Source organism: Lentzea fradiae, assembly GCF_900100955.1.
GTDB classification, from domain to species: Bacteria; Actinomycetota; Actinomycetes; order Mycobacteriales; family Pseudonocardiaceae; genus Lentzea; species Lentzea fradiae.
Genome location: NZ_FNCC01000007.1, coordinates 211,220 through 237,950, shown reverse-complemented (window position 1 = coordinate 237,950; position 26,731 = coordinate 211,220). Strand labels below are relative to the sequence as shown.

The 26,731-nt window shown below is 70.1% G+C and carries 24 protein-coding genes; 13 read left to right on the top strand and 11 right to left on the bottom strand.

Annotation, left to right across the window (positions count from 1 at the left end):
• The first annotated feature begins 30 nt into the window (after positions 1–30).
• The 5 genes from ispG (at position 31) to map (ending at position 5,010) form a co-directional block, all read left to right on the top strand.
• Entirely contained in the window at positions 31–1,161 is a 1,131-nt protein-coding gene (gene ispG / locus BLT23_RS18245) for a flavodoxin-dependent (E)-4-hydroxy-3-methylbut-2-enyl-diphosphate synthase (RefSeq protein ID WP_176946822.1), read from the top strand.
• A 179-nt stretch (positions 1,162–1,340) separates the two neighbouring features.
• On the top strand, positions 1,341–2,192 hold the full coding sequence (locus tag BLT23_RS18240; RefSeq protein ID WP_176946802.1) for a GNAT family N-acetyltransferase: 852 nt from the start codon (positions 1,341–1,343) through the stop codon (positions 2,190–2,192).
• Positions 2,193–2,210: 18 nt separating this feature from the next.
• Complete coding sequence (locus BLT23_RS18235; protein ID WP_342713672.1) at positions 2,211–4,001, top strand: penicillin-binding transpeptidase domain-containing protein; 1,791 nt, start codon at positions 2,211–2,213, stop codon at positions 3,999–4,001.
• Positions 4,001–4,126, top strand: a complete 126-nt coding sequence (locus BLT23_RS42055) for a hypothetical protein (protein ID WP_281248858.1) — start codon at positions 4,001–4,003, stop codon at positions 4,124–4,126. Before BLT23_RS18235 ends, BLT23_RS42055 begins: the two co-directional genes overlap by 1 nt.
• 26 nt (positions 4,127–4,152) lie before the next feature.
• On the top strand, positions 4,153–5,010 hold the full coding sequence (gene map / locus BLT23_RS18230) for a type I methionyl aminopeptidase (RefSeq protein WP_090050970.1): 858 nt from the start codon (positions 4,153–4,155) through the stop codon (positions 5,008–5,010).
• A 4-nt stretch (positions 5,011–5,014) separates the two neighbouring features.
• On the opposite strand, the gene BLT23_RS18225 is transcribed toward map, so the two are convergent.
• Positions 5,015–5,689 (bottom strand): hypothetical protein, encoded by a 675-nt coding sequence (locus tag BLT23_RS18225; protein ID WP_090050969.1) that lies wholly within the window; start codon positions 5,687–5,689, stop codon positions 5,015–5,017.
• A gap of 10 nt (positions 5,690–5,699) precedes the next feature.
• Between BLT23_RS18225 and BLT23_RS18220 the strand changes: the two genes are divergently transcribed.
• A complete protein-coding gene (locus tag BLT23_RS18220) occupies positions 5,700–7,205 on the top strand; it encodes a cobyric acid synthase (RefSeq protein WP_090051205.1) in 1,506 nt (501 codons plus the stop codon).
• On the opposite strand, the gene BLT23_RS18215 is transcribed toward BLT23_RS18220, so the two are convergent.
• Complete coding sequence (locus BLT23_RS18215; protein ID WP_090050968.1) at positions 7,141–8,034, bottom strand: EamA family transporter; 894 nt, start codon at positions 8,032–8,034, stop codon at positions 7,141–7,143. The genes BLT23_RS18220 and BLT23_RS18215 overlap by 65 nt on opposite strands.
• Before the next feature lie 72 nt (positions 8,035–8,106).
• On the opposite strand from BLT23_RS18215, the gene BLT23_RS18210 reads away from it, so the two are divergent.
• Positions 8,107–9,003: a LysR family transcriptional regulator gene (locus tag BLT23_RS18210; RefSeq protein WP_090050967.1), complete on the top strand. Its 897-nt coding sequence runs from the start codon at positions 8,107–8,109 to the stop codon at positions 9,001–9,003.
• A 36-nt stretch (positions 9,004–9,039) separates the two neighbouring features.
• Here BLT23_RS18210 and BLT23_RS18205 read toward each other — a convergent pair whose 3' ends face one another.
• The 4 genes from BLT23_RS18205 to BLT23_RS18190 form a co-directional block, all read right to left on the bottom strand.
• Complete coding sequence (locus BLT23_RS18205; RefSeq protein ID WP_090050966.1) at positions 9,040–12,840, bottom strand: phage tail protein; 3,801 nt, start codon at positions 12,838–12,840, stop codon at positions 9,040–9,042.
• A 96-nt stretch (positions 12,841–12,936) separates the two neighbouring features.
• Entirely contained in the window at positions 12,937–14,028 is a 1,092-nt protein-coding gene (locus BLT23_RS18200) for a winged helix DNA-binding domain-containing protein (RefSeq protein WP_090050965.1), read from the bottom strand.
• Positions 14,025–15,128: an epoxide hydrolase family protein gene (locus BLT23_RS18195; RefSeq protein WP_090050964.1), complete on the bottom strand. Its 1,104-nt coding sequence runs from the start codon at positions 15,126–15,128 to the stop codon at positions 14,025–14,027. The genes BLT23_RS18200 and BLT23_RS18195 overlap by 4 nt, the downstream gene beginning before the upstream one ends.
• 45 nt (positions 15,129–15,173) lie before the next feature.
• Entirely contained in the window at positions 15,174–15,845 is a 672-nt protein-coding gene (locus tag BLT23_RS18190; RefSeq protein WP_090051204.1) for a FadR/GntR family transcriptional regulator, read from the bottom strand.
• Between the two features lie 147 nt (positions 15,846–15,992).
• Here BLT23_RS18190 and BLT23_RS18185 point away from each other — a divergent pair, with 147 nt between their 5' ends.
• On the top strand, positions 15,993–17,135 hold the full coding sequence (locus BLT23_RS18185) for an MFS transporter (protein WP_245744020.1): 1,143 nt from the start codon (positions 15,993–15,995) through the stop codon (positions 17,133–17,135).
• A gap of 64 nt (positions 17,136–17,199) precedes the next feature.
• Positions 17,200–17,604 (top strand): VOC family protein, encoded by a 405-nt coding sequence (locus tag BLT23_RS18180; RefSeq protein ID WP_090050963.1) that lies wholly within the window; start codon positions 17,200–17,202, stop codon positions 17,602–17,604.
• A 19-nt stretch (positions 17,605–17,623) separates the two neighbouring features.
• Here the strand turns inward: BLT23_RS18180 and BLT23_RS18175 are convergent, their stop codons facing one another.
• The 3 genes from BLT23_RS18175 to BLT23_RS18165 all read right to left on the bottom strand — a co-directional run bounded on the left by BLT23_RS18175 (position 17,624) and on the right by BLT23_RS18165 (position 20,122).
• Positions 17,624–18,037 carry a hypothetical protein gene (locus BLT23_RS18175; protein WP_090050962.1) on the bottom strand — a complete coding sequence of 138 codons (414 nt, stop codon included), beginning with the start codon at positions 18,035–18,037 and terminating at the stop codon, positions 17,624–17,626.
• Between the two features lie 64 nt (positions 18,038–18,101).
• On the bottom strand, positions 18,102–19,475 hold the full coding sequence (locus BLT23_RS18170) for a mycothione reductase (protein WP_090050961.1): 1,374 nt from the start codon (positions 19,473–19,475) through the stop codon (positions 18,102–18,104).
• A 119-nt stretch (positions 19,476–19,594) separates the two neighbouring features.
• Positions 19,595–20,122 (bottom strand): YbhB/YbcL family Raf kinase inhibitor-like protein, encoded by a 528-nt coding sequence (locus BLT23_RS18165; RefSeq protein ID WP_090050960.1) that lies wholly within the window; start codon positions 20,120–20,122, stop codon positions 19,595–19,597.
• A gap of 167 nt (positions 20,123–20,289) precedes the next feature.
• Here BLT23_RS18165 and BLT23_RS18160 point away from each other — a divergent pair, with 167 nt between their 5' ends.
• Together BLT23_RS18160 and BLT23_RS18155 are read left to right on the top strand one after the other, a co-directional pair.
• Positions 20,290–20,733, top strand: a complete 444-nt coding sequence (locus BLT23_RS18160; RefSeq protein WP_090050959.1) for an AMIN-like domain-containing (lipo)protein — start codon at positions 20,290–20,292, stop codon at positions 20,731–20,733.
• Positions 20,734–20,798: 65 nt separating this feature from the next.
• Positions 20,799–21,275, top strand: coding sequence for an AMIN-like domain-containing (lipo)protein (locus tag BLT23_RS18155; RefSeq protein ID WP_143035968.1), 477 nt, complete (start codon positions 20,799–20,801; stop codon positions 21,273–21,275).
• A 61-nt stretch (positions 21,276–21,336) separates the two neighbouring features.
• Here the strand turns inward: BLT23_RS18155 and lon are convergent, their stop codons facing one another.
• Positions 21,337–23,685 (bottom strand): endopeptidase La, encoded by a 2,349-nt coding sequence (gene lon, locus BLT23_RS18150; RefSeq protein WP_090051202.1) that lies wholly within the window; start codon positions 23,683–23,685, stop codon positions 21,337–21,339.
• A 168-nt stretch (positions 23,686–23,853) separates the two neighbouring features.
• Here lon and BLT23_RS18145 point away from each other — a divergent pair, with 168 nt between their 5' ends.
• Positions 23,854–24,648 (top strand): SAM-dependent methyltransferase, encoded by a 795-nt coding sequence (locus BLT23_RS18145; RefSeq protein WP_090050956.1) that lies wholly within the window; start codon positions 23,854–23,856, stop codon positions 24,646–24,648.
• On the opposite strand, the gene srmL is transcribed toward BLT23_RS18145, so the two are convergent.
• Positions 24,621–25,649 (bottom strand): PheS-related mystery ligase SrmL, encoded by a 1,029-nt coding sequence (srmL, locus tag BLT23_RS18140; RefSeq protein WP_090050953.1) that lies wholly within the window; start codon positions 25,647–25,649, stop codon positions 24,621–24,623. The genes BLT23_RS18145 and srmL overlap by 28 nt on opposite strands.
• 252 nt (positions 25,650–25,901) lie before the next feature.
• Here srmL and BLT23_RS18135 point away from each other — a divergent pair, with 252 nt between their 5' ends.
• Positions 25,902–26,729 (top strand): hypothetical protein, encoded by an 828-nt coding sequence (locus BLT23_RS18135; RefSeq protein ID WP_143035967.1) that lies wholly within the window; start codon positions 25,902–25,904, stop codon positions 26,727–26,729.
• Positions 26,730–26,731 lie beyond the last annotated feature (2 nt).

The window sequence follows — 26,731 nt, the reverse complement described above, 5'->3', positions numbered from 1 at the left end:
CACCCCATGAGTGACGGCGTGATGCTCGGAATGCCGGCACTGCCGCCGCCGGTGCTGTCGGAACGTCGCAAGACCAGGCAGCTGATGGTCGGCAACGTCGGTGTCGGCAGCGAGTTCCCCGTCTCCGTCCAGTCGATGACGACCACCCTCACGGCGGACGTCAACGCGACGCTGCAGCAGATCGCGGAGCTCACGGCCGCCGGCTGCGACATCGTGCGCGTGGCCTGCCCCTCGCAGGACGACGCGGACGCGCTGCCGGCGATCGCCAAGAAGTCCCAGATCCCGGTCATCGCGGACATCCACTTCCAGCCGAAGTACGTGTTCGCGGCCATCGAGGCGGGCTGCGCGGCGGTCCGCGTGAACCCCGGCAACATCAAGAAGTTCGACGACAAGGTCAAGGAGATCGCCCAGGCGGCCCGCGACCACAACACCCCGATCCGCATCGGCGTCAACGCGGGCTCCCTGGACCCGCGCCTGATGGCGAAGTACGGCAAGGCCACCCCGGAGGCCCTCGCCGAGTCGGCGCTGTGGGAAGCCTCGCTCTTCGCGGAGCACGACTTCCACGACATCAAGATCTCGGTCAAGCACAACGACCCGGTCGTGATGGTCCGCGCCTACGAGCTCTTGGCCGAGCAGTGCGACTACCCCCTGCACCTCGGCGTGACGGAGGCGGGCCCGGCCTTCCAGGGCACGATCAAGTCGGCGGTGGCCTTCGGCGCCCTCCTCCGCCAGGGCATCGGCGACACGATCCGCGTGTCGCTGAGCGCCCCGCCGGTGGAGGAGATCAAGGTGGGTCACCAGATCCTCCAGTCCCTGAACCTGCGCCCGCGCAAGCTGGAGATCGTCTCCTGCCCGTCGTGCGGCCGCGCCCAGGTCGACGTGTACACGCTCGCGGAGCAGGTCACGGCCGGTCTGGAGGGCATGGAGGTGCCGCTGCGCGTGGCGGTCATGGGCTGCGTCGTGAACGGCCCCGGCGAGGCCCGCGAGGCCGACCTGGGCGTCGCGAGCGGCAACGGCAAGGGCCAGATCTTCGTGAAGGGCAAGGTCATCAAGACCGTCCCGGAACACGCGATCGTGGAGACCCTCATCGAAGAGGCGATGCGCATCGCCGAGGAGATGGAGCCGGTGGAGGGCGGCGTCCCGGCCGTGACCGTCGGCTAGCAACAGACGCAAGAGAGGGCGCGCTCCCGCAGGGGGCGCGCCCTCGTCTTTTCTTGATCAGCTGGTGGGTCCGGGCCGGAGACCCACGCCCCGAGCAGTCCAAACGCAACGACCGTCACACACCGTGCCGCACGGTTGGCTGATCCCGCAGACCGCCCAAATCTGGCACGCTGGACCACGTGCTGAGGCTGGCCGGAGCGCGCGTGCTGGACGAGCGCGACCTGATCGACGTACGCGAGGTCTTCGACCGGGACCCCGTGGCCGCGTGCATGGTCGCCGCACGCGTCGAGGTGGCCGGTCTGGACCCGTGGCGCCTGGGCGGCGAGATGTGGGGCAGCGACTCGAAGCCGATCCGGGGCAAGGTCGACGGCCTGTGCTTCTCCGGTCCGAACCTGATCCCGCTCCAGGGCTCTCCCGCGGCGATGCGCATGTTCGCCGATCGTGCGCGCAGGAGAGGCCGTCTCTGCTCCAGCCTGGTGGGCCCCGCCGAGCAGGTCCTGACGCTGTGGGAGGAGCTCCGGCCGGACTGGGGCCCTGCCAGGGAGGTCCGGGCCGACCAGCCGCTGATGGCCATCGGCGGCCCGCCGCAGGTGACGCCGGACCCGCTGGTCAGGCAGGTCCGTCCGAGCGAGCTGAGCCGGTACCTCCCGGCGGCGGTCAGCATGTTCATCGAGGAGGTCGGCATCGACCCGTGCGCCGAGGACGGTGGCGCGGGCTACCGGGCGCGGGTCAGCGAGCTGATCGCGGCGGGCAGGGCGTTCGCGCGGTTCGAGGACGGCGAGGTCGTCTTCAAGGCCGAGATCGGGGCCATGTCGAGCAAGGTCGGCCAGATCCAGGGCGTGTGGGTGCGTCCCGACCAGCGTGGCGCGGGGATCGGCACGGCGGGCACGGCGGCGGTGGCCGACCGGCTGACCAGGGTGTTGCACCGCACAGCGAGCCTCTACGTGAACGGGTACAACCACGTCGCGCAGGCCGCGTACCGCAAGATCGGGTTCGAACAAGTCGGACAATACGCCACCGTCCTCTTCTGAACGGGCATACTCGCGGCCGTGCGCCTTCTCGCGATGATCACGGCTGTACTGGTGACGGTGAGCGGCTGCGGGCTGTTCGAGTCGGAGCCGGGGCCCCCGGAGATCACCGACGGCTTCCTGGCGAAGCTCGCGTCCGGTGACGTGCAGGGTGCCGCCGACATGACCGACAACCCGGCGGCGGCCAAGGAGACCCTCGACAAGTTCCGGGGTGCGCTGAAACCGGAGGGGCTGAGCAGCAAGGTCGAGCAGATCCGCGAGAACGGGGAGACGGCCTCCGAGGCCAGCGTGACGTTCGACTGGGACCTCGGCAAGAACCGTCACTGGACGTACCCGACGAAGTTCGACGTCCGCCGCGAGGGTGACACCTGGAAGGTGCACTGGCAGTCGTCCCTGGCCCACCCGAAGCTCTCGCCGCAGCAGTCGGTGAAGCTGACGGAGCTCAAGCCGGACCCGGCGCCGGTGCTCGACCGCGACGGCACGCCGTTGCTCGCGCCGGACCGGGTCGTGTCGGTCCTGCTCGTGGCGAAGGAGGCCGGTGACGTCGGCGCCGTGACGAAGGCTCTCGCCGACGCGCTGAACCCGATCGACAAGGCCATCACGCAGCAGTCGATCACCGACGGGGTCGCGAAGACCCCCGAGGGCCAGGCGTACCAGGTGGCGGCGCTGCGCGAAGCCACCTACCAGTCGGTGAAGCCGCAGATCTACGAGCTGCCCGGCGTGCGGTTCAGCTCGCAGACGTCGCTGCTGGCGCCGAGCCGCGACTACGGCTCCCAGGTGCTGCCCGCGGTGCGCAAGCTGATCGAGGAGGACATCGCGGGTGACGCGGGCTTCCGCATCGCCACGGTGGACGCTCAGGGCATCGAGGTCGACGAGCTGCACTCGAAGGCCCCGGAACCGGCGAAGGCCGTGACCACCGCGCTGTCGCGCGCACTGCAGGACGCCGCCGAGGACGCGGTCGAGCCCGAGCAGCAGCCCGCGATCCTGGTCGCGATCCAGCCGTCGACCGGCGACATCCTGGCCGTGGCGCAGAACGGGCCCGCCGACGCCCAGGGCGCGCTCGCGCTGACCGGGCAGTTCCCGCCGGGGTCGACGATGAAGGCCGTGACCGCGCTGGCGGCGATCGAGTCGGGCAAGGTCACCGCCGACACCCCGCTGCCGTGCCCCGGCAAGGCGACCATCGCCGGGCGGCGGATCGTGCCGAACTCCGGCGAGTTCGACAAGGGCACCATCCCGTTGCGCTCGGCGTTCGCCTTCTCCTGCAACACCACGTTCGCCCAGCTCGCCGTGGACATGCCGGCGGACCTGCTGACGAGCTCCTCGACGTCGCTCGGCCTGGGCGTCGACTTCGACGTCCCCGGCATCACGACGATCACCGGGTCCGTGCCACCCGCCGACGACGTCGTGGAACGGGCGGAGGACGCGTTCGGCCAGGGCAAGGTGCTCGCGTCGCCGTTCGGCATGGCCCTCGTCTCGGCGTCCATCGCCAAGGGCTCGATGCCGGTGCCGCAGCTGGTGCGCGGCAAGGAGACCAAAGCGGACAAGCAGCCCGCCGCGCCGTCCGCCGCCGCGCTCGACCCGGTGCGCCAGATGATGCGCGAGGTCGTCGACTACGGCACTGCACCACAGCTCAAGCCGTACGGAGACGTGCGCGGCAAGACTGGTACCGCGCAGTTCGGTGACGGAGTGCACTCCCACGGCTGGTTCATGGGGTATCGCGGTGACGTGGCGTTCGCGACGCTCGTGCTGAGCGGCGAGACCTCGACACCGGCGGTGGAGGTGGCGGCGAGGTTCCTCAAGGCGGTGCCGTGATGAGCAAGAACAGGGACATGACGATGCGGGAACGCCTGATGCGTGCCGGGATCCTGCTTCCGGCGCCTCAGGTGCCCGAACCCAGGAGCGAGGACCAGGCAGGTGGGCGGCGCGCACAGGGCTAGTCGCGCGCACGGCTAATGTGGAAGGCATGGCTGTTCGTGCTGTGCTGCAACCCGGTGTGCAATCCCCGCGACGTCAGGTGCCGTCGCGCATCGTGCGTCCCGAGTACGTCGACAAGCCCGCCCCGCAGAAGAGCACCGACCCGTGGGTGCAGCCGCCCGAGGTCATCGAGGCCATGCGCGTCGCCGGCCGGCTCGCCGCCCAGGCGTTGCAGGAGGCGGGCAAGGTCGTCGTGCCCGGCGTGACGACGGACGAGATCGACGCGGTGGCGCATGAGTTCCTGTGCGACAACGGCGCGTACCCGTCGACGCTGGGCTACCGGGGCTTCCCGAAGTCGTGCTGCACCTCGCTCAACGAGGTCATCTGCCACGGCATCCCGGACTCGACGGTGGTCGAGGACGGCGACATCGTGAACATCGACGTGACGGCGTTCATCGGCGGCGTGCACGGCGACACGAACGCCACCTTCCTCGCGGGCAACGTCTCCGAGGAGAACCGGCTGCTCGTCGAGCGCACGCACGAGGCCACCATGCGCGCCATCAAGGCCGTGAAGCCCGGCCGTGAGCTGAACGTCGTCGGGCGGGTCATCGAGGCGTACGCGAAGCGGTTCGGCTACGGCGTGGTGCGCGACTTCACCGGGCACGGCATCGGTCGGACGTTCCACAGCGGACTCGTCGTCCTGCACTACGACGAGCCGTCGGTGAAGACGGTGCTCGAACCGGGCATGACGTTCACGATCGAGCCGATGATCACCCTCGGCGACTTCGAGGGCGAGATGTGGGACGACGGCTGGACCGTCACCACCAGGGACAAGAGCTGGACCGCCCAGTTCGAGCACACGATCGTCGTCACCGACACCGGTGCGGAGATCCTCACGGTCTGCTGACCGGTCAGAGCCGGTCGATCACCGACTTCAGCGCGGCCGCGACCGCCGAGGGCGACGTCGCGGCCGCCAGGTGGTGCGACTCGAGGCGTTCGACGGGCCAGCCGCGCTTCTCGGCCTCGTCCGCCGCCTCCTCGTAGGCGGGGGACAGCAGCACGTAGCCGCACGGCCCCGCCCACTCGACGACCGGGCGCTGTTCCTTCAGGAACTCCCACGGCACCTCGGGCGCCTCGTCGCGCATCTCCTCGCGCAGCCCGGCGGGCACCAGCTTCAGCGGGTCCTCGGGGAACCAGCGGTCCCAGCGCGGCAGCTTGCCGTCGCGCACGGACGCCTTGACCTGGCGGACCAGGTCCGGGTCGACGGTCTCGCGCCACGACCGGCCGGGGGTGGGCAGGTCGGAGTCGAGGAACACGAGGCCCGCGACGGCCAGTTCGAGGGCGTCGGCGAAGCCGGGCAGCAACGGGCCGGCGCCGCTGTGCCCGACGAGGACCAGCTCGTCTCCCGCGTCGTCCAGCGCGTCCGCGAAGGCGCCGATCAGGCGCTGGTGGACGGGGGCCTCGTTGACCGTCATCTGCAGGTCGACGAGCAGGGAGGCCACCCCGTCGGAGGCCAGTTCGTCGGCGAGCGGGCGCATGCTCGACGGGCCGAGGAACGGGCTGTGCATCAGGACGACGGTGACCATGCCCGTGATGATGGCAGCATTGGTGTCCGTGCGGGGTGCGATGTTGATCTGTGGGACGACGTCCGACGCGGGCAAGAGCGTCCTCGTGGCCGGTCTGTGCCGGTTCCTGGCCCGCCAGGGCGTCGACGTCGTGCCGTTCAAGGCGCAGAACATGTCGAACAACTCGTTCGTCACGCTCGACGGCGGTGAGATCGGCAGGGCGCAGGCGGTGCAGGCGCGGGCGGCGTTCAAGGAGCCCAGCGTGCGCTTCAACCCGGTGCTGCTGAAGCCGGGTGGCGACCGCTCGTCCCAGGTGGTGGTGCTCGGTCAGGTGGTCGGCGAGGTGTCGGCGTTGAGCTACCGCGACCGCAAGCGGCACCTCCTGGACACCGTTCTGTCCACTTTGGATGGACTGCGGCGGGACCACGAGGTCGTCGTCTGCGAGGGTGCCGGCTCTCCCGCCGAGATCAACCTGCGCGCCGACGACATCGCGAACATGGGCCTGGCGACACGGGCGAACCTGCCGGTGCTCGTCGTCGGCGACATCGACCGGGGCGGTGTGCTCGCGCACCTCTTCGGCACGCTCGCGGTGCTGGACGCGGCCGACCAGGCGCTGGTCGCCGGGTTCGTCATCAACAAGTTCCGCGGCGACCCGCGGCTGCTCGAACCGGGCCTGCGCCAGCTCAGGGCGCTCACCGGCCGGGACGTGCTGGGGGTGCTGCCGTGGCGCGAGGAGCTGTGGCTCGACGCCGAGGACTCGCTGTCCTACACCGCCGACGGCGTGATCGGCCGTCCGCTGCCGCCGAAGCGCGACTGGCTGCGGGTCGCGGTGATCCGGTTGCCGCGCATCTCGAACGCGACGGACGTGGAGGCGCTGGCCTGCGAGCCGGGTGTCTCCGTGCGGTTCGTGACCGAGCCGTCCCGGCTGGCGGACGCGGACCTGGTCGTGCTGCCCGGTTCCAAGGCCACCGTGAGCGACCTCGCCTGGCTGCGGGAGACCGGTCTGGCTGAGGCGATCAGCCGGTTCGGCGGTCCGGTGCTCGGCATCTGCGGTGGTTTCCAGATGTTGTCGAGGACGATCGAGGACGACGTGGAGTCCGGCGGCGGCACGGTCGACGGCCTCGGCCTGCTCGACGTCGACATCCGGTTCCAGGCGCGCAAGACGCTGGCCACGCCGTCAGGACGGGCGTGGGGCGAGGAGGTGCGCGGCTACGAGATCCACCACGGCCAGGTCGTCCGCACCGCCGAACGGCCGCTGATCGGCGACGAGGGTGCCGAGACCGACCGGGTGCTCGGCACGCACTGGCACGGCCTGCTGGAGAACGACGCGTTCCGGCGCCGGTTCCTGCGCTGGGCGGCGGACCGCGCGGGACGCGACTTCGAGCCCGGCGAGGTGAGCTTCTCCGCCGCCCGCGAGGCCCAGCTCGACCTGCTGGGCGACCTGGTCGCCGACCACCTCGACACGAAAGCCGTCATCGGCCTGCTGGAACGAGGGGCTCCTCCCGGACTTCGGTTCGTGCCGCCCGGCGCCCCGTGAACTGCGGGAGGGCGAGCCCGAGCAGCACGATCCCGCCCGCGGCCGCCCGCAGCACGGTCAGGTCCTCGCCGAGCAGCGCCCAGGCCGAGAACATCCCGAACACCGGCACCAGCAGCGAGAACGGCGCCACGACGGACGACTCGTACCGGCGCAGCAGGAACCCCCAGACGCCGAACCCGAGCAGCGTGGAGATCCACGAGACGTACCCGACCGCGCCGAGCCCCGCCCAGTCGAGGCGGCCCAGCGCCGACACGTCCTCGGTCAGGAACGACAGCGCGAACAGCGGCAGCACCGCCACCGCGCTCACCCACACCATGAACCGCAGTGTGTCCGCGGGCCGCGCGTAGCGCATCAGCACGTTCGACACTCCCCAGCACACGGCCGCCGCGATCACCAGCAGGAACCCCGCCAGCGGCGACGACAGGCCGTAGTCCCACGCGATCAGCCCGATCCCGGCCACGGCCAGCGCGATGCCGCCGATCTGCACGGGCTTCGGCCGTTCGCGCAGCACGACGGCGGCGAACACCGCCGTGAAGATGACCTGGCTCTGCAGCACGAGGCTCGACAGTCCGGCGGGCATGCCCGCGGTGAGGCCGATGAACAGGAAGCTGAACTTCGCGACGCCCAGCACCAGCCCGACCGCGATGACCCAGCGCCACGCCACCGAAGGCCGTCCGACGAAGAAGATCGCGGGCACCGCGGCCGCGAGGAACCGCAGGGCGGAGAACAGGATCGGCGGGAACTCGTCGAGGCCCACCTTGAGCACGACGAAGTTGAAGCCCCAGATGGCGGCGACGAGCACGGCGAGCAGGACGTGACGCGAGGACATGCGGCAAGCTTGCGCTCGCTAACTGTTAAGCACCAGTTCCGGTTGCTTAGCTGATGGGTTTAGCATCGCTACATGCTGGATCTGGGGCGGTTGAAGGCGCTGCACGCGGTCGCCACGTACGGAACGGTCGGCGCGGCGGCGGAGGTGCTCGGCTACACGCCGTCCGCCGTCTCGCAGCAGATCACGAAGCTCGAACGCGAGACCCGCACCACGCTGCTGGAACGCAGCGGCCGGGGCGTCCGCCTCACCGACGCGGCGCTGCTGCTCGCCGAGACCGCGGACCAGGTCCTCAAGCTCGTCGAGGAGGCCGAGGTGGCGCTGGAGGAGCAACGCGGCACCGCGATCGGCCGCCTGTGCGTCGGCTCCTTCGCCACGGCCGCGCGCGGCCTGCTGCCGGACGTGCTGGCCGTGCTGATCGAACGGCACCCCGCGCTCGACGTGCGTCTGACCGAGATCGACCCGCCGTACGCCACCGAGGCCGTCGCCCGCGGCGAGCTCGACCTGGCGATCGTGCACGACTGGGCCAACACGCCGCTGCCGGTGCCGCAGTCGCTGTCGCGCGTGCACATCGCCGACGACGTCGCCGAGGTGCTCATCCCGGTCACGAACCCGTTGTCGAACAAGGAGGTCCTCGACCCGGCCGACCTCGCCGGGGAGCGGTGGATCTGCCAGATCGAGGGGTCGATCTGCTTCGACTGGCTCGAACGGACGTTCCACGCCGCGGGCATCGAACCGGTGGTGGCGTACCGGATCAGCGAGTACCGGACGCAGATGGCGTTGCTGGCCAAGGGGATCGGGGTGGCGCTGATCCCGCGGCTCGGCAGGGGGGAGGTGCCGGAGGGGGTCGTGGCGGTGCCGCTGCGGCCCACACCGACGCGCCGGCTGTACGCGGTGTGGCGGACCCAGGCGTCGCGCAGGCCCGCCATCACCGCGACGCTCGACGTGATCAGGCAGGTCGCTTCGGTGTAGCCGCTCACCTGGTGGTGCCGCGCCGAGCGGGTCCGGTCAGGGAAGCGGTCCCAGCGTCCGGTAGCCGCCGCGCAGCGCGCTGATCGACTGGGACGTCGTCGGGGTGGGTCCCCAGTCGTAGGGCGCGCCCCACTGGACGACGGCGAGCCGCAGGCCGGGGTTGGCCAGCAGGGAGTGCAGCCGCAGCAACAGGCCGGTGCAGCTCGGGCACGGGCTGTGCGAGATGTTGACCTGGATCGTCCGCACGCGGCTCGCCCAGTTCGGGTCGGCCGCTACGAACGAGGTGATCTGGGACAGCACCCGTGCCTCGGCGTGGGTGTCCGGCGTCGCGTCACCCGTGGCACGGGTGACCAGTTCGAGCGGTCTCTCGGCGTGCTGGGTCGCGGCGTCGGCGCCGATGACGAACCCGCCGGTCTGGCCGGTCGCCGTGCTGTCCGAGCGGTCCATGGGATGCGCCGAGCGGTCTCCCGGCCCGCGGACCCTCCTGGTGTCGGCCTCGGTGCCCGCCGGTCTGCCGCCGCGCGACGGGTACGGCCCCGTTCCGGCCGGGCAGTCGACGAGGAACGTCGCGACGCAGCGAACACTTCCGGCGGCCGTCTTGCCCGACCCCGTGGTGTAGGCGGGCACCTGGCCGGCGAGCTGCATGCGGTGCCGGTGCACGGCGTCGAAGACGGTCTTGAGGTTTGCCGCGAGCGCGGACTGCTTGCGGGCCAGGCGGTTCTTGTGGTTGAACGTGTCGCGTTCGTCGTAGGGCATCTTCACGTCGGTCTCCAGGCTCTGCAGCCGTGTGCGCGCACTGCTGACGTGGCCCTGGAGTTCGGTGCGTTTCGCCCGTTGCGCGGCCGTTCCGGCGGGGAAGTCGTTGACCTGCGAGGCGTAATGGGCGAGCAGCACGCCCGCCTCGGTCGGCGTGCTCGCGACCATCACGCGGCGGGCGGCGGTCTTCTCGATCCACACGCGGTGCGACTCGCCACCGCCCTGGAAGCCGGCCAGCTCGGGAACGGCGGCGGCCCAGCCCCGCACCCGTGCCGCGGCGGCGTCGGCCCTGCCCCGCACCCAGGCCCTGCCCGCGTCCACCCTCTCCCGCACCCTGGCACCGGCGTTGCGGACGCCGCGGATGATCGGCCCGGCCAGCGTCAGGCCCTTCTTGATCACCCAGTCCAGCGCCTTGTTCACCGGTCGTTGCAGGCTTTCGAGGATCTGCCGGATCTTCGCGCCGATGCCGCCCAGCCCGATGGCGCTCGCGAGGAAGCCGATGATGATCGGGACCATCTGGCCGAGCACGTCGTTGATCTTGTCGACGACGCCGCCGACGTTGCCGCGCACGATGTCCGCCACCGAGTCGATCACGGTGTTGACGAACTTCATGATGCGGCTGCCGTTGTTGACGAAGAACATCACGACGTCGTAGATCAGCTTGCACGCCTTGATGAACGCGGCGGCGGGGTTGAGCAGGCCGATGAGCCAGGTGATCCCGGCGGTGATGATCTTCGTGACGACGAAGTCCTTCACCTGCGCGAGGATCGTCTCCTTGAGGTCGCCGAGCTTCTCCACCAGCATCTGCCACAGGCCCGCGACGCCCTGCGAGGTCAGGACCTGGAAGATCTCCACGCCGCGCTCGGCCGCCGACATGGCCCTCTCGCCGATCTGGCGCACCAGGCGGTTGCGGATGTTCGCCCACGTCAGTCCGAAGATCGACGCCAGCAGCTTGAGGATGCCGCGCACGTCGAACTTGTCCGGCAGCTCGACGCCCGCCTCCGCCAGCGCCCCGAACAGCCAGCCGGTGACTCCCTTGCGCAGGTGGTCGAGGATGTTGTCCTTGAACTTGAGGATGCCGCCCTTCACCCCGGCGATCAGGTTGCCGAGGAACTCCACCGGTTTCCTGATGATGTCGCCGACGACCCCGGCGGCGCGGGACAGCACGTCGCGCAGCATCGCGGCGAGCTCGCGGATGGTGTTGACGACGCCCTTGACGGCGTCGATCGCGGCGTCGACGAGGCCCTTGTTCTCCGCCCGCATCGCCTCGATGCGGTCGTCGATGCCTTGTCGCGCCTCGGTGTACTTGGTGGCGAGGGTGTCGACGACCTCGTTCTGCTTGTCGTTGACGTCGCTTTCGAGCTGCTCGAACCTGTCGCCGATCTCCGCGGACGCCTCCGCGCCGATCTTGCGCAGCTCGGGGGAGAGCGTCTTGACGTACGCGGCGATCTCGGCCTTGCCCGCCGCGATCCGCCGTTTGGCCGCGGAGAGGTCGCCGCCCACGATGTCGGCGACGCGCGAGATCACGCCGTCCATCTGCTTGAGGTACAGCTCGCGGCCCGCGGTGTAGAACTGGTTGACCTTGTCCGGCAGGCCGAGCAGCTTGTCCCTGGCCCAGCGGAACCCGCCGAGCCAGCCGCTGTAGCGGTCCTGCTTGTAGGCGTCGACCTTCGCCGCCACGAACGACTCGAACGCCTTGCGCGCCTGCGCCTCCCCTTGCGCGAACGCCGCCTCGACCTTGGGGTCGATGCCTTCGAGGATCTTCTTCACCTCGGACTCGGTGGCGGTGAAGATGCCCTGGACGCGCGTGGTGACCTCGGCGCGTTTCGCCTCGTCCTCGCCCTTGGCCTTCCCCTTGTCGCCCACCAGCTTCGCGAGTGCGGCGCCCTTCGCGCCCTGCATCCCGGCGACGCCCGCGGCGGTCTCGGCCGTCGCGTCGGCCTTGGCCTGCCCGATCACCTGCTGTTCCTGCGCGCGGACCTGGCCCGGTGCCGTGTCGGCGTGTGCTGCGGCGGCCTGCTTGGCTCCCAGCGCCTGCTCGAACTGCGGCTCGTTCGACTCCCGCAACTGCTCGTCGGTGACGTCGCCCTGTTCCTGCTCCACCTGCTGCTTGCCCGCGGACAGGTCGGTCCTCGCGGGCGGCGCGGGTTTGGGGGCGGCGCCCTCCGCCGGAACCGCCGGTGCGGCGCCGGGGTTCTCCTGGGCCATCGGCGTGACGGGCTTCGGCACGGCCTTCGACTGGTCCGGCGGTGCTTCGGTGGCCTGCTCGACGTCCCTGGCCTGGCCCTCCTTGCCGGCGGAAACCATGCCGCCGACCTCGGCGGCGACCCCGTCGGCCGAGCCCTGCGGCGAACCGGCCTCCTCCAGCGACCTCGGCGCCTTCGCCTCGATCGCGGTCTTCACGGCCGCGATGAACGCCTGCTTGTCGAACGACCCGGCCTGCTGCGCGTCCATCGAGTCGACCTTGGCCGCGTTCGCCTGCCCCGCCAGGTCGTCGCTCGGCGCCCGGGCCGCGTCCTGCGCCTCCTTGGCCTTCGCCGAAGCGGGAGGGTGCGCCTTCGTGGCCGCCGCCACGCCCTTGATCTTCTCGGCCATCTGGACGAACGCCGGGTCGGCCGCGGCGACGGCGGGCAGTGCGGGCGCCGCCGCCGGTTTCGCCGGTGCGCCACCGGTCTTCGCCGCGGGCTTCGCTCCCGCGGTGCCGAGCTTCGACTTGGCGGGCACCGGTTTCGGTGGTGGCACTGGCTTCTTGGGCGCTACGGCGTTCGGGCCGAACCCCGTCGTCGTCACGGCGAGTGCGGACGCGGGCGGCTTCGGACCCTCCAGCGTCACCGGCACACCGGCGCTCTGCGCGGCCTTCAGCCCTTTCTCGACCACGTCGACATCAGGCTCGCCGCGTCGGACCTCCGACAACGCGGCGTCGATGGTCGCCTCGTCCGGCTGCTTCTGCTTGGCGGCCATCAGCGCGCCGACCGCGGCGTTGCCCGCGTTGCGCTGCAAAGCGAGCAGAGCGTGCGTACTCTCCGAGATGGCCACCTTGCGCTTGCCGTCCGCGAGTGCGCTGGTTGCCTCTGCCTTCACTTCGGCTTCTCGGCGTGCGGCCATGCCCAGAGCCTGAACGACCGCTCACGTGGCGAACACGACCGCCAGACACCCGTCAGGACAAGAAAATCCGCCCTAAGGGGCAGCGACGACGTGTGCCTTCTTCGGTGCCATCACCTTCAGCACGGCCTTGGCTTCGCGGACCACACCCGCCATGTCCTTCTTGGTGGTCTTGAAGTACGGCTCGATCGTGAGCGTCGCCGTGTCCCTGGTTTCCACGACGTTCCAGGTGCCGCGCAGGAACCCGTCGACGAGGAACGTCGGGGGGAACACGCCGTTGCGCACCGCGCCCCACCGCGACCGCGCGTCCTCGCTCATGATCCGCGTCCGGTCCGCGTGGCCCAGCAGCACGTTGTCGAACGCGGGCAGCAACCGCGCGGGAGCCGGGGTCTCCTCCGGCACGATCACGCCGTCCGGCACGTCGAGCAGCACCTTGCCCGCCTCGTTCCTGTACTCGACGAGGTCGAGGTCCTTCGCGTGCGCCTTGAGGCCGATCAGCCGCGACCACGCCTGCATGTCGGCGAGCGTCGCCGGGCCGAACGCACGCAGGTACCGCACGATCAGCTCACCGACGTCCGCCCGCTCCGGCAGCTCGCGGCCGAGCCACGTGGCCATCGCGACGTTCTGCGGAATGCCGCCCACGCCCCAGATCCCGCGCGGCGGCACCTGGATCATCGGCACCAGCATCTGCGCCTGCGTCGACAGCTCCCGCGCCTTGGCCTCGGGGAACTGCTCCTCCAGGTACGCGCCGATCTCGGCGACCGTGCGGGGTTCGCCGTCGATGTACTCGCGGGTGAGCCGGGCGAGCTTGTCCAGGTCGATCTCGACCCGCGTGGCGGGCGGCATCACGATCTTCGCCCACTTGTTCAGCTCCGGCTGCAACGCCGTGCGCATCAGGTGCACGTCGTCGGCGGAGATGAGGTGCAACGTGCCGCGCCACAACGTCATCCGCACCAGCGAGCGGTCGATGATGAGCTTGCTCAGCATGTCGACCTTGAACGGCTTGAGCCTCGTCCACAGCGCCAGGTACGGCGGGATCGGTGCCTGCGCCTGCAAGCCGCCGAGGTGTTCGACCGCCCGCACCACCGGCATGTCCGTGCGGTGCAGGAGCAGCTGGCGGGCCAGCAGCGTGCGGTTGAGGGTGCGGTTGGAAAGTGTTGTGCTCACAGTGATCCGAAGAACTTCCTGATGTCTTGGACCAGCAGGTCCGGTTCCTCCATCGCGGCGAAGTGCCCACCGCGGTCGAACTCCGTCCAATGCACGATCGACGGGATCATCTTCTCCGCCAGCGACCGCACGGGCACGCTCAGGTCGTGCGGGAACACGGCGACGCCGGTCGGCACCGTCGACGGCTGCTGCTTGCCCCAGGCAGCGGCCTGTTCCTTGTACAGCGCTGCGGACGAACCCGCGGTGCCGGTGAACCAGTACACGGACACGTTGGCGAGCATCTGGTCACGGTCCACGGCGTCCTCGGGCACGCCCTCGTTGTCCGTCCAGTCGTGGAACCTCTCCGCGATCCACGCCAGCTGCCCGACAGGGGAGTCCGTGAGCGCGTACGACAACGTGCGCGGCCGGCTGCGCTGCAAGTGCATGTAGCCGGAAAGCTCCTTCTGGTACAGGTCCAGCGACTCCAGCGCGCGCATCTCCTCGGGGCCGAGGTCGTTGACACCGCTCGGCCGGAACGTCTGGAGCATGTTCACGTGCACGCCGATGACGTGCTCGGGGAACACGCGGCCGATCTCCTGCGCGATGCCGGAACCCCAGTCGCCGCCCTGCGTGCCGTAGCGGTCGTAGCCCAGTCCCTCCATGAGCTTCGCGAACGCCCACGAGACGCGCAGGACGTTCCAGCCCGGCCTGCTCACGGGCCCGGAGAAGCCGAAGCCGGGGATCGACGGGATGACGAGGTGGAAGTCCTGCGACAGCGGTTCGATCACGTCGAGGAACTCGACGACCGAACCCGGCCAGCCGTGCACCATCAGCAACGGCGTCGCGTCGGGGTTCTGCGAGCGGACGTGCAGGAAGTGCACGCGCTGGTGGCTGATCTCGGTGGTGAACTGCGGGTACGAGTTGAGACGCGCTTCCTGCGCGCGCCAGTCGAACCCGTCCGCCCAGTACTCGGCGAGCGGACGCAGGTAGTCGAGCGGGATGCCGTACGACCAGCCCACCCCCGGCAGGTCGTCCTCCGGCCAGCGCGTGCGGGACAGCCGCGCGCGGAGGTCGTCGACCTCGGCCTGCGGGATCTCGATGCGGAACGGCGTGATCTCCATGGCCCCCACGCTCTGAGCTCGTGCGGACTCCTTCGTCCGCGGTGCCTAGCAGAACTTCTCGATCAGCTCCTCGAAGAACCCACCCGCCTCGCTCGCCGCCTTCTCCTGGTCCCCGTCGCGGACCGCGTCCAGCAGCCCCGTGTGCGACACCTGGTCGGTTCCCGGCAGGGTGACGTCGACAGAGGCCGCCACCGAAGCTTTGACGGCCTCGGTCAAGCCCTGGTAGAGCTCCGCTAGGAGCGTGTTGTGCGAGCACCGGACGAGCAGCACGTGGAACGCGGTGTCGTGCTCGACGACCTCGGCCCACCGCTCGGCCTCCACGGCGGCGTCGCGCTGCCGCAGCAGCGTGGTGAGACGGGCGAGCTCTTCTTCTGTGCGGTGCTTGGCGGCGAGACGCGCTCCCTCGACCTCCAGGGTGCGGCGGACCTGGAGGACCTCCCTCAGCTCCGACCCGCACATCCGGCGGACCGCGCCGGAGAGCTCGCTGGTGGCGCGGACGAACGTGCCGTCGCCCTGGCGCACCTCCAGCAGACCGGCGTGGGAGAGGGCGCGCACGGCCTCGCGAACCGTGTTCCGACCGACCCCGAGCGCGGTGACCAGCTCGGGTTCGGGCGGGATGCGCTGCCCGACGGGCCATTCGCCGCTGGTGATCGCTCCTCGCATCTGGTCGATCACCTGGTCGACGAGGCCGGCGCGCCGGGTAGTGGCCAACGGCACAGCGTCATCCTTTCATCCGAACATCCTACGTCTGCGATAGTAGTGCGCGTGACTCAGCAGACGACCTTTGCCGCACAGCCTGCCACCGATCGGGGTCGCAGGGTGACGGTCGTCGAGAATCGTCACGTACCGCTTATCGGAACCACCTTGCTCGCGATCGGCGTCGCCCTCGCCGCCGCGAACCTCCGGCCCGCGGTCACCAGCCTGGCCTCGGTTCTCGGCGACGTCCGCGCCGCGCTGGGCGTCTCGGCCGCCTGGACGAGCGCGCTCACGGCCGTTCCGGCGCTCTGCTTCGGCTTCGCGGCGTTCGCGGCGCCGTGGCTCGGCCGCCGCCTCGGCATGGCCCGCGCGATCGGCCTGTCCCTGGGGGTGCTCACGCTCGGCCTGGTGCTGCGCGTGATCGACGGTCCGTGGGTCGTGCTGGGCGGCACCTTCATCGCCTGCGCGGGGATCGCCGTGTCCAACGTGCTGATCCCGGTGGTCGTGAAGGCGTCCTTCCCGACGAAGGTCGGCCTGCTCACCGGTGTGTACACGGGAACGCTCGCCGCGGGCGCCGCACTGGCCGCCGCGCTGACGCCCTGGCTGGAGGACCACTTCGGCTCGTGGCGGCTCGCCGTCGGCGCGTGGGCGATGCTGTCGCTCGGCGCGCTGGTCGTGTGGTCGGTGGGAGCACGGCACGGTGCCTCGTCGACGGTCGTCCGCTCGGTGACGCCGGTCGAGAAGCGGTCGCTGCTGCGCAGCCCGCTGGCGTGGGTCATCACGGTGTTCTTCGGCTTGCAGTCGCTGTTCGCCTACACCGTCATGGGCTGGCTGCCGGCCATCCTCATCGACTCCGGCGTCGACAGGAACACCGCCGGGATGCTGCTCGCCGTCACCATGCTCCTCGGCGTCCCGGTGAGCCTGATGGTGCCGCCGATCGCCGCCCGGTTCGCGAACCAGGGCCCCGTCGTGCTGGCGCTCGGCGTGCTGTCGTTCGCGGGCGTGCTCGGGGTGCTCGTGGCCCCCACCGCCGCCCCCGGCCTCTGGGTGGTGCTGATCGGGGTCGGCATGGGCATGTTCCCGCTGGCGCTGCTGATCATGTCGTTGCGCGGCAAGTCCACCTCGGACACCGCACGGCTCTCGGCCATGGCGCAGAGCATCGGCTACCTGATCGCGGCCTCCGGCCCGTTCGCGTTCGGCCTGCTGCGCGACGCCACCGGGTCGTGGACGGTGTCGCTGACGCTGCAGCTCGTGCTGCTCGCCGCCCTGACCGTGCTGGGCATGATCGCCGGACGCCCCCGCTACGTGTGAGGCCCCGCCGAGCTGGTCAGGAATCGAGAAGCATCGCGTTCCCGCAGCTCCTAGCGTTGTCGGCATGGAAATCAACATCCACGCCACGTTCCTCCCGCACACCGACCCCGAGGCTTCGCTGGCCTTCTACCGTGACCTGCTCGGCTGGGAGGTCCGCGCCGACGTCGGCCAGGGCACGATGCGCTGGATCACCGTCGCACCCGCGGGATCGGGCTCCTCGGTGGTGCTGGAACCACCGGCGATGGCCGACGGGCTCACGGACGCGCACCGCACCGCCATCGCCGAGATGATCGAGAACGGCTCGTACGCGTTCATCAACCTGTCCACGCCCGATCTGGACGGCGTGTTCGACAAGCTGCAGGCGGGTGGCGCCGATGTCGTGCAGGAGCCTGCGTCCCAGCCGTGGGGTGCCCGTGACTGCGTGTTCCGTGACCCGGCAGGCAACACGGTGCGCATCCAGCAGGCGTAGTCGGCGGTTGTGCGGGGCGTCAGTTGGACACGAAACCGCGATGCAGCATCGTGAGCCGGTCGGCCAGGTAGCGGGCCCACGCCCGTGCCCGGTCGCCGTCCGGTGCCGCGCCGCCGAAGCTGACGGCGCCGCCCGCCCCGAGCCGCCGGACCATGCGCGCGACGTCACCGGGAACGGGCGGGCTGCCGCGGTGGAACAGCCAGATCGGTGTGTGTCCGAGCGGAACCCGGTGCCGCCGCACGAAGCGGTGCGCGTCCCGCGCGGCGGCGTCCCCCAGGATCACGGCACCGAACCCGAGCAGCGTCTCGGCCGCCGCGACCGGCAGTACCGTGACCCGCAGGCCGCAGCCCGCGAGCTCGGAGCCGATGATCTCGGCGATGTCGTTCGTGGCGGCGGTCTTCGACGTGTAGGCGACGAGCACTCTGTCGGTCATCGCTGCATCGTTGCCCGTCACCGCGGCGCGCGGCAGCGGCGGAAGTCCCCGCTGTTCGGGACTTTCAGTCCAGCGGCAGGTTCAGCAGCGCGTTCTCCACGAGCTCCGGCATGGCCGGGTGGATCCAGTACTGGCCCTGCGCCATCGTCCTCGCGTCCAGCCCGAAGCTCATCGCCTGGATCAGCGGCTGGATCACCGTCGACGCCTGCGGCCCGATGATGTGCGCGCCGAGCAGCTGACCGGTCGCCGGGTCGGCGAGCAGCTTCGCGAAGCCCGTCGTGTCCTCCATCGCCCAGCCGTACGCGATGGACGCGTAAGCCTGGCTCGCGGAGACGTACCGGATGCCGCGCTCCTTCGCCTGCTCCTCGGTGAGACCGACGCTCGCGATCTGCGGGCTGGAGAACACGGCGGCCGGCACGAAGCGGTGGTCGGACTTCTTCGGGGCGTCCGGGTTCAGCAGGTTGTGCTGCACGACCCGCGCCTCGTGGTTGGCCACGTGCTTGAGCTGGTGGTCGGAGCTGATGTCACCCAGGGCGAAGATGTGGTCCTGGCTGGTCCTCTGGAACTCGTCGACCTTGACCCGGCCGTCCGGGTGCAGGTCGAGACCCGCCTTCGCGGCGTCCAGCAGGTCGGTGTTCGGGCGGCGGCCCGTCGCGATGAGCAGCTGCTCGGCCTCGACGGTCTCCGCGCCGTTCGGGCCCTCCAGGTGCAGGCGGACCCCCGTGGCGGTCTTCTCGGCGCGCGTGGTCTTGCGCTGCAGCCGCACGTCCCACTTCTTCGCGGCGATCTCGGTGAAGCGGCCCGCGATCTCCAGGTCCTCGTGGCGCAGCAGCAGGTTCGACCGGGCGATCACCGTGACGTCGACGCCGAAGCTGCCGAAGACGTGCGCGAACTCGGAGGCGATGAACCCGCTGCCGACGATGACGAGACTCTTCGGCAGCTCGTCGAGGCGCATGATCGAGTCGCTGGTGTGGTAGCCGGTGGAGTCCAGGTCCGCGATGTCGGGGACGGTGGGACGGCTGCCCGCCGCCAGGACGATCCGGTCGGCGGTGATCGTCTCGCCGGTGCCCGTGTCGATGGTGTGCGGGTCCAGGAACCTGGCTGTGCCCTCGTAGACGGTCACGTTGGCGTTCTCGTTGGCTCGCCAGTTGCGGCCGCCTTCCGCGATCGGGTCGATGCGGTTGAAGATGCGGTCGCGGATCTGTGGCCAGTGGACCGCGTTGAGGGTTGCGTCCACGCCCAGTTTCCGGGCGTTGTGCGGGGCGGCGGCCTGGTCCGCGGTGTGGACGAACATCTTGGTGGGGATGCAGCCCACGTTCAGGCAGGTGCCTCCGAAGGTGCCCTTCTCGAGGATGGCTATCCGCCAGTCCGCCATGGCTTCGTTCGGGATGCTGTTGCCGGAGCCGGTGCCGATGATGACCAGGTCGAAGTGCCTCACGCCTGGATCCAACCATCTTCGGCGGTGGGGTGTTCCCGCGCGTTTCGAGGGGACCACCCCGGCTTCGCCGGAAAGCCAAGACCGGGGTGCTCGCCTTCGTGGCTTCGCCGTCGCGTGCGTCAGTGCTGGTAGCTGGGGGTGATGATGGCCCTGGCGAGGGTGTGGAAGGCCAGGTTGAAGCTGACCACGGCGGGGGTGGCGTCCTGGTCCACGTCCAGTTTCTCCACGTCCACCGCGTGCACCACGAAGAAGTAGCGGTGCGGGTGGTCGCCCTTGGGCGGGGCGGCTCCGCCGAAGGCTCGGGTGCCGTAGTCGGAGCGGACGTGGAAGGCGGGGGCCGGGAGGGTCTCGTCGGAGGCGCCCGCACCGGTGTCGAGGCTGGTGGTGGTGGCCGGGAGGTTCACCGCTACCCAGTGCCAGAAGCCGGACGGGGTGGGGGCGTCCGGGTCGAAGCAGGTGACGGTGAAGCTCTTTGTCTCCGGCGGGAAACCGGACCAGGAGAGCTGGGGTGAGGTGTTGCCGCCTTCGAAGACCTGGGCTTCGGGGAGCTGCTTGCCGTTCTGCACGTCCGTTGAGGTGACGGTGAAGGCGTCTACCTGCGGGAGCAGCAGGTAGGGGTCCGGAGCGACTGGGCGCTCGAGGCTCATGGAACTCCTCCTTTGCGGTGATCGGTTCGAGCCTATCCCCGTGGTGTCGCGGAGGCTGTTCGGCGGGCTGGGGGCGTGAGTTCGGCGATTGTCCGGCGGGGGCGGGGTGTTCGCAGGACCATGGATGGCCCGGAGTTTCCGGGGAGCTGGTGGATCTAGGGGGATTCATGAAGCGGATCGCGGCAGTGCTCGTCGCCTTGGGGATGGCGGCGGGCGTTGTGCCGGTGGCGGAGGCCGCCGGGTACGCGCAGTTGACGGGGGTGCGCACCGGGCACCACGCGGGGTTCGACCGGGTGGTGTTCGACCTGAGCGGGGAACCGGTCCCGGACAGCGTGCAGGTGGTTCCGGCGGTGGAGAACTGCGGCTCCGGCAAGCCGATCTCGGCGCCGGGGGTGGAGTTCGTGGAGGTGCGGTTGCAGCCCGCCGACGGGCATTCGTATGCCGGGTCGCGGAGGTTCGCGACCGGGTTGCCCACGGCTGTGAGTGTGGTGTTCACGTGTGACTTCGAGGCTGACCTGTCGATCGCCATCGGGGTGGGGCGGGCCGGCGCGAACTATCGGGGGTACTACCTGGCCGATCCGCTGCGGTATGTGGTCGACATCGACCACTGACGCAACTGTGGCCTGAGTCACACGTCTATAGGTCATCGATGAGCCCTGAGAGAGGGGGCACGAAGATGCACAGACGTCTTGCCGCGGTACTGGTCGTGGTGCTGTCGGTCTTCACGTTCGTCTCGACGGCGTCGGCGCAGAGCACGCCCACGTTGTCGGGCATTCGCACCGGGCAGCACGCCGGGTTCAGCCGGGTTGTGCTGGACCTGTCCGGACTGCCGTCGGAGCACCGGGTCAGCGAGGTCACCTCGGTGTCCCAGTGCGGGTCCGGTGAACCGGTCACCATCGCTGGTGGTGGCGTTCAGGAGATCCTGTCGGTCACGTTGATCGGCGCGGCCGCGCACGACGACAACGGGAACCCCACGTACACGGGGTCGCGCAACTTCGCGACGCCTGGCCTGAGCAACGTTCGCGGGGTTGCGCTGACCTGCGACTTCGAGGCCACGCTGGGGGTTGCCGTCGGGTACGCCAACCCCGCGTCCTGGCACCGGGTCTTCACGTTGACGAGCCCGAACCGGCTTGTCATCGACGTGGGTCTGTAGCGGTGAAAAGCCTCGTGGGGCAGCAGTCGCCGCTGCTGCCCCACGAGGGACCTTGGTGGTGTCAGGCCGCCGCGGTCGTGGCGGCCTCCTTCGACAGCGCGTGCTCCAGGACCTCGGCCACGTCCGAGACGAAGTGCACGGTCAGCTGCTCGCGCACCGACTCCGGCACGTCGTCCAGGTCCGGCTCGTTGCGCTGGGGCAGCAGCACGGTCGTGATGCCCGCGCGGTGGGCGGCCAGGAGCTTCTGCTTCACGCCGCCGATCGGCAGGACCCGGCCGGTCAGCGAGATCTCGCCGGTCATCGCCACGTCCGAGCGCACCGGGCGGCCGGACAGCAGCGAGGCCAGTGCCGTCGTCATCGTGACGCCCGCGGACGGGCCGTCCTTCGGCACCGCGCCCGCCGGGACGTGGATGTGCACTCCCCGGTCGGCCAGCGCCGCGGCCTTCTCGTCGTGCGAGCGCAGGTACGACAGCGCGATCTGCGCCGACTCCTTCATGACGTCGCCCAGCTGGCCGGTCAGCGTCACGCCGGTCGAGCCGGTGTCCTTCGGGGCCAGCGACGCCTCGATGAACAGGACGTCACCGCCCACGCCCGTGACGGCGAGGCCCGTCGCCACGCCCGGCACCGAGGTGCGCTCGGCCGACTCCGGGGTGTTCTTCGGGCTGCCCAGGTACGACCGCAGCGACGGCTGGTCGACCGCGACCGGGAGCTCCTGGTCGCCCAGCGCCACCTTCGCGGTCACCTTGCGCAGGATGCGCGAGAGGGCCCGTTCCAGCTGCCGCACACCGGCTTCCCGCGTGTACTCGCTGGCCAGCTGGCGCAGCGCGGCCTGGTCGAACGTGACGTCCTCCGGCGTGAGGCCGGCGCGTTCGATCTGACGCGGCAGCAGGTGCTCGCTCGCGATCGTGACCTTCTCGTCCTCGGTGTAGCCGTCGAGCTGCACGAGCTCCATGCGGTCGAGCAGCGGCGCCGGGATCGACTCCAGCACGTTCGCGGTCGCGAGGAACACCACGTCGGACAGGTCGAGCTCGACCTCCAGGTAGTGGTCGCGGAACGTGTGGTTCTGCGCCGGGTCCAGCACCTCCAGCAACGCCGCCGTCGGGTCGCCGCGGTAGTCGGAGCCGACCTTGTCGATCTCGTCGAGCAGCACGACCGGGTTCATCGACCCCGCCTCGCTGATCGCGCGGACGATCCGGCCCGGCAGCGCGCCGACGTACGTGCGGCGGTGGCCGCGGATCTCGGCCTCGTCGCGCACGCCGCCCAGCGCCACGCGGACGAACTTGCGGCCCATCGCCCGTGCCACGGACTCGCCGAGCGACGTCTTGCCGACGCCGGGAGGGCCCGTCAGCGCGAGCACGGCGCCGGACCGGCGCCCGCCCACGACGCCCATGCCGCGGTCGGCACGGCGCTTGCGCACGGCCAGGTACTCGGTGATGCGCTGCTTCACGTCGTCCAGGCCCGCGTGGTCGGCGTCGAGGATCTCGCGCGCCGCCCTGATGTCGTAGGAGTCCTCGGTGCGGGTGTTCCACGGCATCTCCAGGACGGTGTCGAGCCACGTCCTGATCCAGCCGACCTCGGGGGACTGCTCCGAGGTGCGTTCCAGCTTGTCGACCTCGGCCAGAGCGGCCTTGAGGACCTTCTCCGGCAGGTCGGCGGCCTCGACGCGGGCGCGGTAGTCCTCCTCCTCGGTCGCCGGCTTGCCGTCCAGCTCGGCCAGCTCCTTGCGGATCGCGGCCATCTGCTGGCGCAGCAGGAACTCGCGCTGCTGCTTCTCGACGCCTTCCTTGACGTCCTTCGCGATCGTCTCGCTGACGTCGAGCTCGGTCAGGTGCGCCTGGCCCCACTCGACCAGCTTCTCCAGCCGCTCGGTGACGTCGGACGTCTCCAGCAGCCAGATCTTCTGCTTCTCGTCCAGGTACGGCGCGTAGCCCGCGAGGTCGGCCAGCGCGGACGGGTCGGTGATCTGCTGCACCGAGTCGACCATCTGCCAGGCGCCGCGCGTCTGCAGGATGTTCGTGACGATCGCGCGGTACTGCTTCGCGAGCTCACGGGTGCGGTCGGTGATCTCGGACTCGTCCGCGACGGTCGCCTCGACCCACAGCGCCGCGCCCGGTCCCGTGGTGCCCGTGCCGATGCGCACGCGCTTGGTACCGCGCACGACGGCGGCGCGTTCGCCACCCGGCAGGCGTCCCACCTGCTCGATCTCGGCCAGCGTGCCCACGGCGGCGTACTTGCCGTCCAGCCGCGGTACGAGCAGCACCTGATGGTTCGCGGCCGTCGTCGCGGCGTCCACGGCCGCACGGGCCTCGGCGCTGGCGTCCGCACCGGAGATGCGGATCGGCACCACCATGCCGGGGAGCACCACAACGTCGTCCAGCGGCAGCACCGGCAGGGCCAACGTCTCGCCCATCTCCATCACCCTCCAAAGTTGAGTCTGTACCGCTCAACCAACTTCAGCCGGGTGGTGTTCCTTCCGGGCGTTCGCTGTGAGCGAGCAGCCCCGATAGCGGGACATGATGACCATTGGCGCGGGTGGCGGTGGACACCTGTGCGGCGCAGGGGTGAGGATGCGCGCGTGATGGAAGAGCTGAAGTGGGTCCCCGCCACGGTCGACGTGACGCGCCCGAGCGTGGCGCGGATGTACGACTACTACCTGGGCGGTTCGCACAACTTCGAAGCCGACCGGGCCGCCGCCAAGCAGGTGGAGCAGATCTTCCCGGGCGTCGTGCAGAGCGCGCAGGCGAACCGCTCCTTCCTGCGCCGGGTCGTGCGGCACCTCGTCGCCGAGGGCGTGGAGCAGTTCCTCGACCTGGGGTCGGGCATCCCGACCGTGGGCAACGTCCACGAGATCGCCCAGCAGGACAACCCGGACGCCCGCGTCGTCTACGTCGACTTCGAGCCCGTCGCCGTCTCGCACGCCAACGCGCTGCTCGCCGACAACCCGAACGCCACCGCCGTCCTCGCCGACCTGCGCGCCACCTCCGCGGTGCTGGAGGGTGCCCGCGAGACGCTCGACTTCTCCCGCCCGATCGGCGTCCTGATCATCGCCGCGCTGCACTTCGTCCCCGACTCGGACAGCCCGTACCAGGCCGTCGCCGAGTACGTGGAGAACCTGCCGTCCGGGTCCTACCTCGCGATCACGCACGCAACCCTGGACAACCTCACCGACGCCGAACGCGCGGAGGCCGCCAGGGTCAGCAAGATCTACAACAGGTCCGACAACGCCCTCTCCCCGCGCACCCACGCCGAGGTGACCCGCTTCTTCGACGGCCTGGACCTGCTGGAGCCGGGCGTCGTCGCGGTGAACGAGTGGCGCCCGGACTCCTACGAGGACCACACGGGCATCTACGGCGCCGTCGCGCGCAAGCCCTGAAGCAGGCGGTCCCTGATCTCGTTGGTCTCGCGGTCGGTGAGGGTGCGTTCCGGCGCCCTCATCGTCACGCGGATGAGCACGTTCTTCTGTCCGGGCTGTGCTTCCAGCCGCTCTCGCACGTGCGGCGGCAGGTCTTCCGTGCGCGTCTCGCTCAGGATCCGGATCTCCTCGACGACGTCCTCCGGCACGAGCGCGCGAATGCGGTCACCCAGCGTCTCGGCGTCGTCGTGGAGGTCGGCCATGACCGAGATGTCCCTGATGGCCGCCGGATGCCGTGAGACGGGCCGGTAGGCGTCGAGGTCGAGCATCTGGCCGGCGATGCGCGGGTCGGGGTTGCGCAGCAGCCGGATGTCCGGGACTCCCTTGCGCAGCATGAGGACCCGGTCCAGCCCGAGCCCCATCGCGAGCCCGTGCGGGTGCTCGCCGAGCACGTGCCGCGCGGCCCGCCCGCACTCGCCGACCTCCACCCACTCGCCGTCGTGCTCGACGTCGATCTGCTTGCCGTGGGTGGTGTACGGGTGCTGCGCGTCGGCCGTGCGGTAACGCCTGCCGGGCAGCAACGTGGTGACGGTCGTGTGGATGAGGTCGTCCAACGACTCCCGGCCGCGGGAGATCCGCCAGACGTCGAGCTGGTGCGGCGTGCCGGTGTGCAGGCGGTCGACGGTGTCACGCCGGTAGACGAGGCCGGGACAGAGCAACGTGACGTCCGGTGTGGCGTCACGCAGTGCCTGCGGCACCATCGCGGTGGTGTGGCTGCGCAGCATGCACGTCTCGCTGACGTACCGGGTGTAGCGGACGTCCCTGGTGATCGCGTCCGCCGGGTAGCCGAGGCGCTCGTAGTTGTGCTCCACCGGGACGAGCGGGTGGTGCCGCACCTCCTGCGGGTCGGGGAGGGCGGCTTTCAGGTCGGCGATGAGCAGTTGCAGCGCGTGCGGGCCCTGGGCGGGGTCGGTGAGGTCGCGGACGTTCAGGGCGTGCACGAGCTCTTCGGTGCGGTACATGGGGTTTCCCGTCTGGTCTGGGTTCCTGGATGCGGAGGTCCCCCGACCGGCGGGAAGGTCTTACGCGCGCGCCACCCACGCAGGCCGGGGGTGGCTGAATCGCGTCACGAGCCCAGGCTAGCGCGAGCGGTCAAGGCTGTTCGTTCCAATGGGTGACGAAATGGGGTTCTTGGTAACGCGCCGTGACTGGTTGCCGAAGCATCGGGAGAGCCGGCTGCTCGTGCCAACCCCCAGTTCTCGAAGGTGAGACCGATGACCGAACCGATGCAGGCACCCGAGGGGCAATCGCCTGCCCAGCAGCCGCAAAACGCGCAGTGGCAACCGCAGCCGGGCGCACTGGCCGAGCCGCAGCAAGCCCAGAACTCGTTGTCTGAGAAGAAAAGTTCGCACGCGGTCGTGTGGCTGGCAGCGGGCATGGCGGTGCTGTTGATCGTCGCGGTCGCCTTGGGCAGCAGTTCTTCGCGCAAGGACTCGACTGCCGCCGGAGCCAGTTCGGTCGCGTCGTCCACCACCACGAGGACGACGACAACGACCACCACCACGACCACCACGACGACTCAGCCGAAGCTTCCGCCATCCGTGTTCAACGGGGCCGGAGACGACGTGATCACACTGGACCGGCCGCTCGGACTGAAGATCGTCAAGTTCGAATGCCCGGCGTGTGCCGGCAACACCGTTCTGAAGTCGAACGGCTTCGAATCCTTGCTGGTCAACGAGATCGGTCCATACAGCGGGCAGATGTGGATGGACATGCGGGACGGGAGCCGTACGACCAGCCTGACGGTCGGCGCGACCGGTGCGTGGACGTTGACCGTCGGCGACCTGGACATGGCCACCATCGCGAGCGGACCGATGTCGGGCAATGGTGACAGCGTCGTCCTCTACACGGGAAACGCGAGCAAAGCGAAGATCACGAACAACGGCGAGAGCAACTTCACCGTGCACGTCGTCTCCATCTCGACCAGCGTCATCGATTTGGCGGTCAACCACATCGGCGGCTACGAGGGCACGGTGCCGTTCGACGGACCCGCGCTCGTGCAGGTGTCGTCGAGCGGAGCTTGGACGATCACCCCGGCCTGAGC

Coding starts and splice junctions, on each gene's coding strand:
- BLT23_RS18145 (WP_090050956.1), top strand. CDS start 23,854: ATGGAAGAGCTGAAGTGGGTCCCCGCCACGGTCGACGTGACGCGCCCG.
- BLT23_RS18225 (WP_090050969.1), bottom strand. CDS start 5,689: ATGGTCACCGTCGTCCTGATGCACAGCCCGTTCCTCGGCCCGTCGAGC.
- BLT23_RS18175 (WP_090050962.1), bottom strand. CDS start 18,037: ATGACCGACAGAGTGCTCGTCGCCTACACGTCGAAGACCGCCGCCACG.
- map (WP_090050970.1), top strand. CDS start 4,153: ATGGCTGTTCGTGCTGTGCTGCAACCCGGTGTGCAATCCCCGCGACGT.
- srmL (WP_090050953.1), bottom strand. CDS start 25,649: ATGTACCGCACCGAAGAGCTCGTGCACGCCCTGAACGTCCGCGACCTC.
- BLT23_RS18220 (WP_090051205.1), top strand. CDS start 5,700: ATGGCAGCATTGGTGTCCGTGCGGGGTGCGATGTTGATCTGTGGGACG.
- BLT23_RS18165 (WP_090050960.1), bottom strand. CDS start 20,122: ATGAGCCTCGAGCGCCCAGTCGCTCCGGACCCCTACCTGCTGCTCCCG.
- BLT23_RS18180 (WP_090050963.1), top strand. CDS start 17,200: ATGGAAATCAACATCCACGCCACGTTCCTCCCGCACACCGACCCCGAG.
- ispG (WP_176946822.1), top strand. CDS start 31: ATGCCGGCACTGCCGCCGCCGGTGCTGTCGGAACGTCGCAAGACCAGG.
- BLT23_RS18215 (WP_090050968.1), bottom strand. CDS start 8,034: ATGTCCTCGCGTCACGTCCTGCTCGCCGTGCTCGTCGCCGCCATCTGG.
- lon (WP_090051202.1), bottom strand. CDS start 23,685: ATGGGCGAGACGTTGGCCCTGCCGGTGCTGCCGCTGGACGACGTTGTG.
- BLT23_RS42055 (WP_281248858.1), top strand. CDS start 4,001: ATGAGCAAGAACAGGGACATGACGATGCGGGAACGCCTGATGCGTGCC.
- BLT23_RS18135 (WP_143035967.1), top strand. CDS start 25,902: ATGACCGAACCGATGCAGGCACCCGAGGGGCAATCGCCTGCCCAGCAG.
- BLT23_RS18160 (WP_090050959.1), top strand. CDS start 20,290: ATGAAGCGGATCGCGGCAGTGCTCGTCGCCTTGGGGATGGCGGCGGGC.
- BLT23_RS18195 (WP_090050964.1), bottom strand. CDS start 15,128: ATGGAGATCACGCCGTTCCGCATCGAGATCCCGCAGGCCGAGGTCGAC.
- BLT23_RS18155 (WP_143035968.1), top strand. CDS start 20,799: ATGCACAGACGTCTTGCCGCGGTACTGGTCGTGGTGCTGTCGGTCTTC.
- BLT23_RS18210 (WP_090050967.1), top strand. CDS start 8,107: ATGCTGGATCTGGGGCGGTTGAAGGCGCTGCACGCGGTCGCCACGTAC.